The organism is Variovorax sp. OK212 (assembly GCF_900112425.1).
In the GTDB taxonomy this organism is placed as follows: domain Bacteria; phylum Pseudomonadota; class Gammaproteobacteria; order Burkholderiales; family Burkholderiaceae_C; genus Variovorax.
Genome location: NZ_FOLP01000021.1, coordinates 22284 through 35350 on the forward strand (window position 1 = coordinate 22284; position 13067 = coordinate 35350).

Annotated in this window: 12 protein-coding genes and 1 tRNA gene; 8 read left to right on the forward strand and 5 right to left on the reverse strand. The window is 69.1% G+C overall.

Annotation, left to right across the window (positions count from 1 at the left end; genetic code table 11):
• Positions 1–26: 26 nt before the first annotated feature.
• On the reverse strand, positions 27–1577 hold the full coding sequence (locus BM004_RS33860) for a 3,4-dehydroadipyl-CoA semialdehyde dehydrogenase (protein WP_093220092.1): 1551 nt from the start codon (positions 1575–1577) through the stop codon (positions 27–29).
• On the reverse strand, positions 1577–2065 hold the full coding sequence (locus tag BM004_RS33865; protein WP_093134525.1) for a 4-hydroxylaminobenzoate lyase: 489 nt from the start codon (positions 2063–2065) through the stop codon (positions 1577–1579). Before BM004_RS33865 ends, BM004_RS33860 begins: the two co-directional genes overlap by 1 nt.
• Before the next feature lie 163 nt (positions 2066–2228).
• Here BM004_RS33865 and BM004_RS33870 point away from each other — a divergent pair, with 163 nt between their 5' ends.
• The 5 genes from BM004_RS33870 (at position 2229) to BM004_RS33890 (ending at position 8321) form a co-directional block, all read left to right on the forward strand.
• Complete coding sequence (locus tag BM004_RS33870; RefSeq protein ID WP_093220095.1) at positions 2229–3176, forward strand: helix-turn-helix transcriptional regulator; 948 nt, start codon at positions 2229–2231, stop codon at positions 3174–3176.
• Positions 3177–3315: 139 nt separating this feature from the next.
• A complete protein-coding gene (gene boxC / locus BM004_RS33875) occupies positions 3316–4992 on the forward strand; it encodes a 2,3-epoxybenzoyl-CoA dihydrolase (protein ID WP_093220098.1) in 1677 nt (558 codons plus the stop codon).
• Between the two features lie 35 nt (positions 4993–5027).
• Complete coding sequence (gene boxB / locus BM004_RS33880; protein ID WP_093134532.1) at positions 5028–6455, forward strand: benzoyl-CoA 2,3-epoxidase subunit BoxB; 1428 nt, start codon at positions 5028–5030, stop codon at positions 6453–6455.
• Positions 6456–6586: 131 nt separating this feature from the next.
• Positions 6587–7867, forward strand: coding sequence for a benzoyl-CoA 2,3-epoxidase subunit BoxA (gene boxA / locus BM004_RS33885; protein ID WP_093220100.1), 1281 nt, complete (start codon positions 6587–6589; stop codon positions 7865–7867).
• A 10-nt stretch (positions 7868–7877) separates the two neighbouring features.
• Positions 7878–8321: a MaoC family dehydratase gene (locus tag BM004_RS33890; protein WP_093134538.1), complete on the forward strand. Its 444-nt coding sequence runs from the start codon at positions 7878–7880 to the stop codon at positions 8319–8321.
• Positions 8322–8395: 74 nt separating this feature from the next.
• Here the strand turns inward: BM004_RS33890 and BM004_RS33895 are convergent, their stop codons facing one another.
• From BM004_RS33895 to BM004_RS33905, 3 genes are all read right to left on the reverse strand, one after another.
• Entirely contained in the window at positions 8396–8836 is a 441-nt protein-coding gene (locus BM004_RS33895) for an adhesin (protein WP_093220103.1), read from the reverse strand.
• A gap of 159 nt (positions 8837–8995) precedes the next feature.
• Positions 8996–10072 (reverse strand): alpha/beta hydrolase family protein, encoded by a 1077-nt coding sequence (locus tag BM004_RS33900; RefSeq protein WP_371271179.1) that lies wholly within the window; start codon positions 10070–10072, stop codon positions 8996–8998.
• Positions 10073–10179: 107 nt separating this feature from the next.
• Positions 10180–11439 (reverse strand): helix-turn-helix domain-containing protein, encoded by a 1260-nt coding sequence (locus BM004_RS33905; RefSeq protein ID WP_093220106.1) that lies wholly within the window; start codon positions 11437–11439, stop codon positions 10180–10182.
• Between the two features lie 106 nt (positions 11440–11545).
• On the opposite strand from BM004_RS33905, the gene BM004_RS33910 reads away from it, so the two are divergent.
• From BM004_RS33910 to BM004_RS33920, 3 genes are all read left to right on the forward strand, one after another.
• The gene (locus tag BM004_RS33910; RefSeq protein ID WP_093220108.1) at positions 11546–12007 is read left to right on the forward strand and encodes an RrF2 family transcriptional regulator; all 462 of its coding nucleotides are present in this window, start codon (positions 11546–11548) and stop codon (positions 12005–12007) included.
• Positions 11997–12899 carry an NAD(P)/FAD-dependent oxidoreductase gene (locus tag BM004_RS33915; protein WP_093220111.1) on the forward strand — a complete coding sequence of 301 codons (903 nt, stop codon included), beginning with the start codon at positions 11997–11999 and terminating at the stop codon, positions 12897–12899. Before BM004_RS33910 ends, BM004_RS33915 begins: the two co-directional genes overlap by 11 nt.
• Positions 12900–12961: 62 nt before the next feature.
• Positions 12962–13037, forward strand: a tRNA-Gly gene (locus BM004_RS33920).
• Positions 13038–13067: the final 30 nt, after the last annotated feature.

Consider the following 13067-nt stretch of genomic DNA (forward strand, 5'->3'; position numbering starts at 1 on the left):
TTGTCTCCTTCGGCCGGGTGTTTGTTCTAGAGGCCGAGCGCGGCGAGCACGCCGGGGCTCGCCTGCACCGCGCTGCGGCGGTGATAGAAGTCGAGCGCGCGCAGCCCGCCGAGCTCGGCTCCGCCGCCCGCGCGGCCGGGGCCGCCGTGCAGCGACATCGGCATCACGTTGCCGTGGCCGGTGTGGGCCTGCGCCACCTCGGGGGTGACGACGTGCACGCGGCCGTGGCTCGGGGCGACCGACAAAGCGACCTGCGCCAGCGCGGCGTCGTCGCTGCCGTACAGCGAGGTGACGAGCGAGCCCTGGCCGCGGTGCGCCAGCGCCATGCCGTGCGCCAGGTCGCGGTACGGCAGCAGCGTGGCCACGGGGCCGAACACTTCCACGTCGTGCACGCGCTGTGCCGCGTCGGCGTCGCGCGCGCCCAGCAGCACGGGGCCGATGCAGGCGGCCACCTTCGGGTCGGCATCGACCAGGGGCTTGTTGCGGCTGTCGTGCAGCACGGTGGTCTGCGAAGCCAGTGCGTCGAGGCCGTCGCGCACCGCATCGAGCTGCGCGCGGCTCACCAGCGAGCCCATGCGCACGCTCTCGTTGCGCGGGTTGCCCACGCTCACGCCGGCGAGCTTGGCGCCGATGGCTTCGGCCGCGGCGTCGTACACCTCGGCCGGCACCAGGATGCGGCGAATGGCGGTGCACTTCTGGCCCGACTTGACCGTCATCTCGCGCACCACTTCGCGCACGAGCAGGTTGAAGGCGTCGCTGCCGGGCGCGGCACCGGGCAGCAGCAGGGCGCTGTTCAGGCTGTCGGCCTCGATGTTCACGCGCACCGAGCGCTCGGCCACGGCGGGGTGCGAGCGGATGATGGCGGCCGTTTCGGCCGAGCCGGTGAACGAGGCCACGTCGAAGGGCTGCAGCGCGTCCATCAGGCCGGCCGAACTGCCGCAGACGACGGACAGCGCACCGGCGGGCAGCACGCCCGCGTCGACCACGTCACGCACCATGCGCTGCGTGAGCCAGGCGGTGGCCGTGGCGGGCTTCACGATCACGGGCACGCCGGACAGCAGCGCGGGCGCCGCCTTTTCCCACAGGCCCCACGAAGGGAAGTTGAAGGCGTTGATGAACAGCGCCACGCCGTGCGTGGGCACCTGCAGGTGCTGCGACTGGAACACCGGCTCCTTGCCGAGCTTCACGGCCTCGCCGTCGCGCAGCGCGCGCACGTCGCCGAGCGTGTCGCCCCACTTGGCGTACTGGCCCACGGTGAAGATCGCGCCGTCGATGTCGACGGCCGAGTCGTTCTTCACGGTGCCGGAGTTGGCGGTGGCGATCTCGTAGTACGCGTCGCGGTTGGCCTGCAGCACTTTCACGATGGCGCCGAGCAGCCCCGCGCGCTGGCGGTAGGTGAGGGCGCGCAGTGCGTTGCCGCCCTGTTCGCGGGCGAAGGCAAAGGCTTCGGGCAGGTCGAGGCCGGTGGCGTCGACACGCGCGAGTTCGGTGCCCAGCACCGGGTCGAACAGGGGCGTGCCGGCGCCCGATCCGGCCTGCCAGCGGCCGGCGACGTAGTTGGGGAGGAGTTCGGTCATCAGGAGAACTTGATCTGCCCTTCGGGCAGCAGGTAGAGAACGAGCGCGCGGCCTTGGGCCACGGTCGGGCGGTGTGCGGTGCCCGGGCCGTAGACGCACCAGCCCGCGGGCCGTCCGTCGAAGGTGGCGGGGTGGTCGTCCAGCGGCATGATCAGGTCGATCTCGCCGTGGGGGTGAGTGTGGTGCGGGCCGGCGATGTCCTGCATGTCGACCACGTCGACCGAGAAGCGGTGCAGGGCGTCCTCGGCCTTGAAGACGCGGCCGTACCTGATGCCGCCGCCCTCGCGCTCGCACAACCAGCCTTCGGCGACGCCGCCGATGCAGGCCTGGCGCAGCTGCTCGAAGCTGGCGCTGCCCGCGCCGTGGGTGGCGTTGAGCCACTGGTCGAGCGCGCTGTCGAGCGGCTTGCCGTCGATCTGGGCGGTCAGGCCGGCGATCAACTGGTGAAATGCTGCCTTGCCGGTGGCTGGGTTGCTGCTGTCGGACATCGTGGGGCCTCGAACTTTGGAACTACCTTGCGTGAATGCTGCGTGTGCAGTATCTTGCTTGTGGCCGAACAATAAGCATCGAGACAATGAGTGTCAAGCAATATAGTGCATATATGGTGTTTACCCTGAGCGCGCACAATCCCGGCGAAGAACGAGGAATGGCATGAACGAGCATGTAGACGCGGCGCTGGCCACCGCGCCGGAAGGCGCCGGCAATGGCGCCCAAGCCAACGCCACGGCAGGGGAGGCGAAGAACCCGCTGCTGGCGGCGTTGGGCGACCGCGTGCGCAACCTGCGCGCGCAGCGCGGCCTCACGCGCAAGGCGGTGGCCATCGCGGCCGACGTGTCGGAGCGCCACCTGGCCAACCTCGAGTACGGCATCGGCAACGCGTCGATCCTGGTGCTGCAGCAGGTGGCCGGCGCGCTGCACTGCTCGCTGGCCGAGCTGGTGGGCGACGTGACGACCAGCTCGCCCGAGTGGCTGCTGATCCGCGAGCTGCTCGAGCACCGCAGCGAAGCCGACCTGCGCCGCGTGCGCGTGGCGCTCGGCGAGCTGCTGGGCACGGCCTCGGTCGACCCGGCGCGGCACCGGCGCATTGCGCTGGTGGGGCTGCGCGGCGCGGGCAAGTCGACGCTGGGGCAGATGCTGGCCGAAGACCTGGAGATTCCGTTCATCGAGCTGAGCCGCGAGATCGAGAAGCTCGCGGGCTGCAGCGTGCGCGAGATCCACGACCTGTACGGCACCAACGCCTACCGCCGCTACGAGCGCCGGGCGCTGGAAGAAGCGGTGCAGATCTACAGCGAGGTGGTCATTGCCACGCCCGGCGGCATCGTGTCCGACCCGGCCACCTTCAACGAGCTGCTGGCGCACTGCACCACCGTGTGGCTGCAGGCCGCGCCCGAGGAGCACATGGGCCGCGTGGCCGCGCAGGGCGACACCCGCCCGATGGCGGCCAGCAAGGAAGCGATGGAAGACCTGCGCCGCATCCTGAACGGCCGCGCCGCCTTCTATTCGAAGGCCGACCTGTCGGTGGACACCAGCGGGCGCACCCTGTCGCAGAGCTTCCAGGCGCTGCGCGGCGTGGCACGCCAGTCCATGGGACTGGTCTAAAACCCTGAAATCTGAAAAAAAGCACAACAGGCATTGACTTGCCTGTTCGCATGCAGCATGATGCATGTCATCGGAGCAAGAAAGTGCATTATCTTTCCTGTTCACGGTTTCCGAACACAGCCCCCACAGGAGACTCCGCATGACCGACACCACCACGCTCCAGGCGCCCCCGCGCGTCGACTACCGCACAGCACCCGGCCAATACCGCCACTGGTCCCTGAGCTTCGACGGCGCCATTGCCCGCCTCGTGCTCGACATCGCGGAAGACGGCGGCATTCGCCCCGGCTACAAGCTCAAGCTCAACAGCTACGACCTGGGCGTGGACATCGAACTGAACGACGCGCTCAACCGCGTGCGCTTCGAGCACCCCGAAGTGCGCAGCGTGATCGTCACCAGCGGCAAGGACCGCATCTTCTGTTCGGGCGCCAACATCTTCATGCTCGGCGTCTCCAGCCACGCCTGGAAAGTGAACTTCTGCAAGTTCACCAACGAGACCCGCAACGGCATCGAAGACACCTCCAAGCATTCGGGCCTGAAGTTCCTCGCGGCCGTGAACGGCGCCTGCGCCGGCGGCGGCTACGAGCTGGCCCTGGCCTGCGACGAGATCCTGCTGGTGGACGACCGCTCCTCGGCCGTGTCGCTGCCGGAAGTACCGCTGCTCGGCGTGCTGCCCGGCACCGGCGGCCTGACGCGCGTGACCGACAAGCGCCGCGTGCGCCATGACCTCGCCGACATCTTCTGCACCAGCGTGGAAGGCGTGCGCGGCCAGCGCGCGGTCGACTGGCGCCTGGTGGATGCCGTGGCCAAGCCCGCGCAGTTCCCCGCCGCTGTGCAGGAGCGTGCCTCGCAACTGGCCGCCGGCAGCGACCGCCCGGCCAACGGCAAGGGCGTGGCGCTGACCCGCCTGGAGCGCACCGACAGCGCCGACGGCATTGCCTACGGCCACGTGAACGTGCAGATCGACCGCAGCAAGCGCACCGCCACCATCACCATCAAGGCCCCCACCGGCACGCAGCCGGCCGACGTGGCCGCCATCGAAGCCGCGGGCGCCGCCTGGTGGCCGCTGGCGATGTGCCGCGAACTCGACGACGCCATCCTCAACCTGCGCACCAACGAACTCGACACGGGCACCTGGCTGCTCAAGACCGAAGGCGACGCCGCCGCCGTGCTGGCGTCGGACGCCGTGATGTTCGCCAACAAGGACCACTGGCTGGTGCGCGAGACCATCGGCGCGCTGCGCCGCACGCTGGCGCGCCTCGACGTGTCCTCGCGCAGCCTGTTCGCGCTGGTGGAAGCCGGCTCGTGCTTTGCCGGCACGCTGGCCGAACTGGCCTTTGCCGCCGACCGCACCTACATGCTGGCGCTGCCCGACGATGCCGACCGCGCACCCAGGCTCACGCTGGGCGATGCCAACTTCGGCTACTTCCCGATGGTGAACGACCAGAGCCGCCTGCAACGCCGCTTCTACGAAGAAGCCGCGCCGCTGGAAGCCGCGCGCGCGGCCGCCGGCAACGCACTCGACGCCGACCAGGCCGTGAAGCTGGGTCTGGTGACCGCCGCGCCCGACGACATCGACTGGAACGACGAGATCCGCATCGCCATCGAGGAGCGTGCCGCCATGTCGCCCGACGCCCTCACCGGCCTGGAAGCCAACCTGCGCTTCGCGAGCAAGGAGAACATGAACACCCGCATCTTCGGCCGGCTCACCGCCTGGCAGAACTGGATCTTCAACCGCCCCAACGCCGTCGGCGAAAAGGGTGCGCTCAAGGTCTATGGCACCGGCGAGAAGGCCGGCTTCGATCTGAACCGCGTCTGAAGACAACCGCAGTCCGAACAACCCAAGGAACAACGATGAGCACGATCAACTACGGCGAGAAGATCCCCAACAACGTCAACCTCGGCGAAGACCGCACGCTGCAGCGCGCGCTCGAAGGCTGGCAGCCCAACTTCATCAACTGGTGGGACGACGTGGGCCCCGAAGGCTCCACCAACCACGACGTGTACCTGCGCACGGCCGTGAGCGTCGACCCGCAAGGCTGGGCCCAGTTCGGCCACGTGAAGATGCGCGACTACCGCTGGGGCATCTTCCTGAACCCGGGCGATGCCAACCGCGAAATTCATTTCGGCGACCACAAGGGCGAGAAGGCCTGGCAGGACGTGCCCGGCGAACACCGCGCTAACCTGCGCCGCATCATCGTGACGCAGGGCGACACCGAGCCCGCCTCGGTCGAGCAGCAGCGCCACCTGGGCCTGACCGCGCCCAGCATGTACGACCTGCGCAACCTGTTCCAGATCAACGTCGAAGAAGGCCGCCACCTGTGGGCCATGGTCTACCTGCTGCAGAAGCACTTCGGCCGCGACGGCCGCGAAGAAGCCGACGCGCTGCTGCAGCGCACCTCGGGCGACGCGAACAACCCGCGCATCCTGGGTGCCTTCAACGAGAAGACGCCCGACTGGCTGGCGTTCTTCATGTTCACGTACTTCACCGACCGCGACGGCAAGTTCCAGCTGGCCGCGCTGGCCGAGAGCGCGTTCGATCCGCTCGCGCGCACCACCAAGTTCATGCTGACCGAAGAGGCGCACCACATGTTCGTGGGCGAGAGCGGCGTGTCGCGCGTCATCGCCCGCACCGCGCAGGTGATGAACGAGCTGAAGACCGACGACGCGCAGAAGATCCGCGCGGCCGGCTGCATCGACCTGGGCACCATCCAGCGCTACCTGAACTTCCACTACAGCGTGACCATCGACCTGTTTGGCGCCGACCAGTCGAGCAACGCCGCCATCTTCTACAGCTCGGGCCTGAAGGGCCGCTACGAAGAAGGCAAGCGCGACGACGACCACGTGCTCAAGGGCCAGACCTACAAGGTGCTGGAAGTGCGCGACGGCCAGCTCGTCGAGAAGGACGTGCCGATGCTCAACGCGCTGAACGAAGTGCTGCGCGACGACTTCATCAAGGACTCGGTGGCCGGCGTGGGCCGCTGGAACAAGGTGCTGGAAAAGGCCGGCATCCCGACGCGCCTGACCGTGCCGCACAAGGCCTTCAACCGCCAGATCGGCGCGCTCGCCGGCATCAAGATGTCGCCGGACGGCCGCGTGGTGAACGAGATCGAATGGGCCGCCAAGCGCGACGAATGGCTGCCGAGTTCCGAAGACTTCGCTTTCGTGGCATCGTTGATGGGCCGCGTGGTGGAGCCGGGCAAGTTCGCCGGCTGGATTTCGCCGCCGGTGATGGGCATCAATCGCCAGCCGGTGGACTTCGAGTACGTGCGCTTCGGCTGATTGGTATTTGGGCATTGCTCCTTCCCCCTCCGGGGGAAGGCTGGGATGGGGGCAAGCGGCGTGACCACGACAAGCGCCGCATGCCCCCACCCAACCCTCCCCGAAAGGGGAGGGCTTCAGGAGAGAACGAAATGGACATGGCCGTTGAAGCCGGAGTCATCAAGCAGCACCTGATCGACCCCGAGATCTGCATCCGCTGCAACACCTGCGAGGCCATCTGCCCCGTGAACGCGATCACGCACGACGACAACAACTACGTCGTGCGCGCGGACACCTGCAACGGCTGCATGGCCTGCATCTCGCCGTGCCCCACGGGCTCGATCGACAACTGGCGCACGATGCCGCTGGTGCGCGCGTATTCCATCGAGGAACAGCTCACCTGGGAATCGCTGCCGGAAGAACTCTCGCCCGAGGAGCTCGAGGCCGCCGGCGTGTCCGCCAGCGCCGCCGATGCGGCCGAGGCACCCGCGCAAACCCAGGCCCAGGCCGCCGCCGAGGCGAGCGAGCCGGTCTTCAATTCCGCGCAGTACGGCGCCAGCGTGCCGCCCTGGTCGGCCGCCCACGCGTACACGAATCTGTTTCCGCCGAAGACCCCGACCACGGCCACCGTGGTGGGCAACTTCAACTGCACCGAGGCGGGTTTCGACAGCGAGACCCACCACATCGTGCTCGACTTCGGCGTGGTGCCGTTCCCGGTGCTGGAAGGCCAGTCGATCGGCATCGTGCCGCCGGGCGTGGACGCCATCGGCAAGCGCCACCATGCGCGCCAGTACTCGGTGGCCAGCCCGCGCAACGGCGAGCGGCCCGGCTACAACAACGTGTCGCTGACCGTGAAGCGCGTGACCGAAGACCACGAGGGCGACCCGGTGCGCGGCGTGTGCTCCAACTTCGTGTGCGACCTGAAGGTGGGCGACACGGTGCAGGTGGTGGGCCCCTTCGGCTCGTCGTTCCTGATGCCGAACCACCCCAAGTCGAACATCGTGATGATCTGCACCGGCACCGGCAGCGCCCCCATGCGCGCCATGACCGAGTGGCGCCGCCGGCTGCGCAAGAGCGGCAAGTTCGAAGGCGGCAAGCTGATGCTGTTCTTCGGCGCGCGCACGCAGCAGGAGCTGCCGTACTTCGGGCCGCTGCAGTCGCTGCCCAAGGACTTCATCGACATCAACCTCGCCTTCTCGCGCACGCCGGGCCAACCCAGGCGCTACGTGCAGGACATGATGCGCGAGCGCGCCGCCGACCTGGCCGCGCTGCTGAAGGACGGCAGCAGCCACTTCTACGTGTGCGGCCTGAAGAGCATGGAAGAGGGCGTGGTGCTGGCACTGCGCGACGTGGCCAAGGACGCGGGGCTCGACTGGGACACCGTCGGCGCCGCCCTGAAGCGCGAAGGCCGCCTGCACCTCGAAACGTACTAAGCTGCGGCGGATGCAGTTCGCCGACTTCCATGCGGGCCAGGTCATCGAGGCCGGGCCCTACGTGCTCACCGAGGCTGAACTCGTGCAATTCGCGCGGGCCTACGACCCGCAGTGGTTCCATACCGACGCGCAGGCCGCGGCGCAAAGCCCGTTCGGCGGGCTCATCGCCAGTGGGTGGCACACGTGTTCCATCGCGATGCGGCTGGTGGTCGATGCGGTGCTGGCCGGCTCCGAATCGTTCGCGTCGCCGGGGCTCGAACACGTGCGCTGGCCGAACCCGGTGCGGCCCGGCGATGCGCTGCGGCTGGTGGCCGACGTGATCGAGGTGCGCCGCTCCGAGAAGCGGCCCACGCTGGGCATCCTGCGCTGGCGCTGGCAGCTGTTCAACCAGCGCGAACTGCCGGTGCTCGACGTGGAAGTCACCAGCCTGTTCAAGCTCAAGCCGGCCTGCTGAGCTTGCCGCGCCAATGAAAAAAGGCCCGCAACGCGCAAGCGCTGCGGGCCTTTTCACGGGTGACGGGTGCCTGCTTACTTCTTCAGGTCGACCGCACCCGAGCCCTGCGCCTTGCCGTTGGCCTTCACGCCCGCGGCTGGTGCCTTCACCGCGCTGCCGGCCGAGCCGACCGCGCCGGTGGCGCCGTTGAGCGTGCCACCCACGGTGTTGGTCACGCCACCCACGGCATTGGTGGCACCGCCGACAGCGCCCGTGGCACCGCCCAGCACGCCGCCGACCGCATTGCCCGCGCCGCTGGTGGCACCGCCGGCTGCACTTCCTGTATTCGCATTGGCCCCGGCATTTGCGCCGGTCGCCGCACCCGCATTGCCGCGTGTGCCTGCGCCCGATGCGTTCACGTCGGCATTGACCCCGACGCCGACCCCGACGCCTTGCGCCTGGGCTGCTCCGCCGATGGCCAGCAGGCCTGCGAGCACGGCGCCGATGAGGATGCGGTTGTGTTGTTGTTGCTTCATGGGTGACTGTTCCTTTCGTAGCATGGTCACGATTCAAGGACCGACCGGGGTTCGATCGGTCCGGGTGCAACCATGGCCGGGCCGTCATCTGTCGCCATGTGCGCCACTGTCGCCCGCGCGTGTGGGACTCGGCTGTCGGCGAAACCGGGCGCTCGGACGTTAGGGGCGCGCATCCGCTTCGGCGGAAAAAGGCAGCAGATGGGTGCTGAAGAACACCGTTGTCTTGCGGTTCACTTCCGACATGACACCCGCGCGGTCGAAGCCCGGCGGGTCGTTGAGCATGTCGCCGATCAGCCCCGTGAGGCCTGGCGGCGGCGGCGACAGCAGCGCGCCGTGGCCGCCGGCCGGCATGTCGGCGACGCGTTCGCAGCGCGGCAGGCAGGCCGCCAGCACCCGGTCGCTGTGGAAGCGCGGCACCAGCCAGCGGTCTTGCTGCGCGGTGATGAGCCCGAGCGGCACGCGCGGCGCGGCCAGCGAGGCCATGTCGAAATCGGCCGACGAGGGCACGCCCGCCACGATGGCGGTAATGCGCGGGTCGGTGTGCGTGCGCCAGGCGGCGTCGTCGAAGCGGTGGCGAATGACGAGCAGCGCCGCCCATTTCTTGAGCCCGTCGAAGGGCCCGCCGGTCAGCCGCGTGATGAGCCCGACGCAGGACTGGAAATCGGCCACCAGGTTCGCCTCGCAATGCTGCTTGAAGCCGGCCGGCGACCAGCGCCCGCCCGCGAGGCTCAGCGCCGTGTGGCCGCCCGCCGACATGCCGTACATGCCGACCTTGTCGAGTTGCAGCAGCGGCGCGAAGCGCGCGTCGCGGGCCACCGCATCGATGGCGCGCGACACCTCGGCCGGGCGCATGGCCCAGCTGTCGGGGCCGGGGTTGCCGTCGTCCTTGTAGTTGTCGGCCTTGTGCTCTGGCATGGCCACGGTGAAGCCCGCGTCGACCAGGCTGCGCGCCAGGTCCGCATGCACCCACGGCGCACCGCCCGAACCGTGCGAGACCACGACCAGCCGGCCGTTGCCGCGCACCGGCGCACCCTGCACCGCCACGTCGAGCGTGAAACGGGCGCGCTGTGTGGGCCGGGCCGGGTCGCTGGACGCATAGAACACCGTGACCGGGCCGTCGCCCGGCGCGGCGGGAATTTCCGCCAGCCCCATAGCTGTCACGGCGGCCGTTGCAGCGTGCACCCAGCCGGACCACAGCGCCAGCAGGCAGATGATGAAATACAGACGTCTTGGCATCGGACTCCTTGTCATCGAGGGCCCATGCCCCCGGCGACTGGGACGATGCCGCGCGGTGCCGGCCGCGTCTGGCCGAAACCCGCCATCGCGGCTTTCGGCCAGCAATTTCAGGATTCGGCCAGCTTCTCTTTGCGGAATTCGGTGGGCGTGAGGCCCGTGGCGGCCTTGAAGGCGCGGTTGAACGGGCCGATCGACTGGAAGCCGGCGGTCAGCGCAACGGTCAGCACCGGCAGCTCGCGCTTCGACGGATCGGCCAGCGCCGCCATCGCCTCGGCCAGCCGGAAGCCGTTGACGAAGGCGTTGAAGTTGCGGTGGCCCAGGCGCTGGTTGATGACGCGGCGCAGCCGGTATTCGGGCACGCACAGCCGGGCGGCGAGGCTGGCGATGCTGAGGTCTTCGCTGCGGTAGACGCGCTCGACGGCCATGGCGTGCCGGAGGGATTCGGTGAGGCGGTCTTCGGCGGGGGCAGGGGCGGGGGCTTGCTCGGATTCCGGGCGCGGCGCGGGTTCGGGTTCGGGTTCGGGTTTGGGCTGGGGCTGGGGCTGGGGCTCGGGTGCGGGCTGCGGTGCTTCGGCGGGAGCCGGTGCGGCGGTGCTTTCTTCTTCCAGCTTTTCTTCTTCCAGTGGCGCGTCTGCCGCCACCACCGCCACCACCGCCATCGCCGGCATCGCTGGCATCGCGACCGGCGCCTGGGCGGCCGGAAACAGCTCCGACCCCGCCAGCCGCAGCATCCGCCAGGCCACCACCGCGACGATCAGCAGCAGCATCGCCGCGTCCGCCGTCGCCGACAGGTCCGACAGCTGCCCGTGCGGCGACGCCAGCCGAACGAGCAGCATGCCCACGCTGTAGCCGACGCCCGTCACCACGATGAACACGCGCAGCCGGCGCCGCCCCTCGACCAGGTCCGCGCGCCACTGCGACGCCGCCGCCATCGCGGCCAGCACCGCAAACACCAGCGGCACCGCGCGCTGCACGCCCAGCGTCACCGGCGCCAGCACCGAGGCGCTGCCCGCGACCACCGCGCAGTTGAGCGCCGCCACCACTGCCACCGCCACCCAGGCGGCGACATGCAGCGGCCGCAACATGAAGTCGTCGTCGAACAAGGCCTGCACGAACACCCAGAAAAGCACCGCATTGCCGACGGACACCGCGACGAACGGCGCCTGCCACCCGCGCGGCACGAGCGCCTCGAACAGCGGCGTCGCGCCGATGACCTGCACGCACAGGCCGAGCGCGAGCAGCGCACCCGCGCGCGCCGCCGCCAGGCGAGGGCGGTCGCGCCCGAGCACCAGCGCCAGCACGAGCAGCAAGGCCAGCAGCACGCCGCGCAGGGCGGCGTCGAGCAGGGTGGTCGGGGTGGGCGTCATGGCGGGACCGATTCTCTCGCCTGTGCCGTGACAAGCGGCGCGGAATTCGCAAGCCCTAAAGACCCTTCGGCGTGCCATGGAAAACTCATGCAACTAATAATGTTGCATGAAACGAGACAGCAAGCTTTCAGGCGTCCTCCACGTGCTGCTGCACATGGCCGAGATGGACGGCCCCGTCACCTCCGAGTCGCTCGCGGCCGCGATGCATACCAACCCGGTCGTCGTGCGCCGCGTCATGGCGGGCCTGCGGCAAGCGGGGTTCGTCACATCGGCCAAGGGCCATGGCGGCGGCTGGGTGCTGTCGTGCTCGCTGGCGGCGGTGACGCTGGGCGACATCCACAACGCCGTCGGCGCGCCCGCGCTGCTGGCCATGGGCAACCGCACCGAGAGCCCGGGCTGCATCGTCGAGCAGGCCGTGAACGCCGCGCTCGACGGCGTGTGCGAGGAGGCCCAGGCGTTGCTGCTGCGGCGTTTCAACAGCATCACGCTGGCCGATCTATCCAAAGACTTTCATCGCCGCATGACGGGCGGCGGTTTCACCTTGAAGGACATTGAACATGCGCTATGACGCTTTGGTCGTGGGCGGCAGCTTTGCCGGCCTTTCCGCTGCCATGCAGCTCGCCCGCGCGCGAAGGAAGGTGTGCGTGGTCGACGCGGGCGCGCCGCGCAACCGCTTCGCCGCCGCCTCGCACGGCTTCTTCGGGCAGGACGGCATGCCGCCGCTGAAGATGATTGCCGACGCGCGCGACAAGCTGCTCGCGTACCCGTCGGTCGAGTTCATCGAGGCCAGCGTGTCGGCGGTGAAGGCCGACGGCGGCGACGGGTTCACGGTCTCTCTCGGCAACGGCGAACAGCTGTCGGCGAGCAAGCTGCTCCTGGCCTTCGGCGTGCAGGACGGCCTGCCCGACATTGCGGGCATCGGCGAGCGCTGGGGCAAGAGCGTGCTGCACTGCCCGTACTGCCACGGCTACGAGTTCGGCGATCGCCCGTTGGGCGTGCTGTTCCACAGCGGGCATCCGCCGGACCACGCCATGTTGATCGCCGAGTGGGGCCCGACCACGCTGTTCCTGAACGGCGCCGAAGGCCCCGATGCCGAGGCGCGCGCCCGGCTGCAGGCGCGCGGCGTGGCTGTCGAGCCGGGGCGCATCGCCGGCTTGGAGGGGCAGGGTACGGACCTGGCCGGCGTGCGCATCGACGACGGCAGGCTTGTGCCGATCGAGGCACTGTTCGTGGCGCCGCACACGCGCCCAGCCAGCCCGCTGGGCGAGCAGCTCGGCTGCGCCTTCGACGACGGCCCGAGCGGCAAGCTGCTGCGCGTCGACGCCATGAAGATGACCACGGTGCCCGGCGTCTACGCGGCGGGTGATCTGGCGATGGCGTTCTCGAACGCCACGCTGGCCTCGGCGGACGGGCTGATGGCCGGCGTGTCGATGCACCGGTCGCTGGTGTTCGGCGTGTGATGAAAACTTTTTTTCCCGAATTCTGAAAAAGGGGAAAAATGCACCCTATAATCTGAGGCTCCGCGGGAGTAGCTCAGTTGGTAGAGCGCAACCTTGCCAAGGTTGAGGTCGAGAGTTCGAGACTCTTCTCCCGCTCCAGATAGTACGAAAAGGCCACCTCACAAGGGT

What these genes read in the sequence shown, in the direction of transcription:
- BM004_RS33865 (WP_093134525.1), bottom strand. Translation starts at nt 2,065, where the DNA reads ATGTCCGACAGCAGCAACCCAGCCACCGGCAAGGCAGCATTTCACCAG.
- BM004_RS33905 (WP_093220106.1), bottom strand. Translation starts at nt 11,439, where the DNA reads ATGACGCCCACCCCGACCACCCTGCTCGACGCCGCCCTGCGCGGCGTG.
- BM004_RS33890 (WP_093134538.1), top strand. Translation starts at nt 7,878, where the DNA reads ATGCAGTTCGCCGACTTCCATGCGGGCCAGGTCATCGAGGCCGGGCCC.
- BM004_RS33860 (WP_093220092.1), bottom strand. Translation starts at nt 1,577, where the DNA reads ATGACCGAACTCCTCCCCAACTACGTCGCCGGCCGCTGGCAGGCCGGA.
- BM004_RS33870 (WP_093220095.1), top strand. Translation starts at nt 2,229, where the DNA reads ATGAACGAGCATGTAGACGCGGCGCTGGCCACCGCGCCGGAAGGCGCC.
- boxB (WP_093134532.1), top strand. Translation starts at nt 5,028, where the DNA reads ATGAGCACGATCAACTACGGCGAGAAGATCCCCAACAACGTCAACCTC.
- BM004_RS33910 (WP_093220108.1), top strand. Translation starts at nt 11,546, where the DNA reads ATGAAACGAGACAGCAAGCTTTCAGGCGTCCTCCACGTGCTGCTGCAC.
- BM004_RS33895 (WP_093220103.1), bottom strand. Translation starts at nt 8,836, where the DNA reads ATGAAGCAACAACAACACAACCGCATCCTCATCGGCGCCGTGCTCGCA.
- BM004_RS33900 (WP_371271179.1), bottom strand. Translation starts at nt 10,072, where the DNA reads ATGCCAAGACGTCTGTATTTCATCATCTGCCTGCTGGCGCTGTGGTCC.
- boxA (WP_093220100.1), top strand. Translation starts at nt 6,587, where the DNA reads ATGGACATGGCCGTTGAAGCCGGAGTCATCAAGCAGCACCTGATCGAC.
- boxC (WP_093220098.1), top strand. Translation starts at nt 3,316, where the DNA reads ATGACCGACACCACCACGCTCCAGGCGCCCCCGCGCGTCGACTACCGC.
- BM004_RS33915 (WP_093220111.1), top strand. Translation starts at nt 11,997, where the DNA reads ATGCGCTATGACGCTTTGGTCGTGGGCGGCAGCTTTGCCGGCCTTTCC.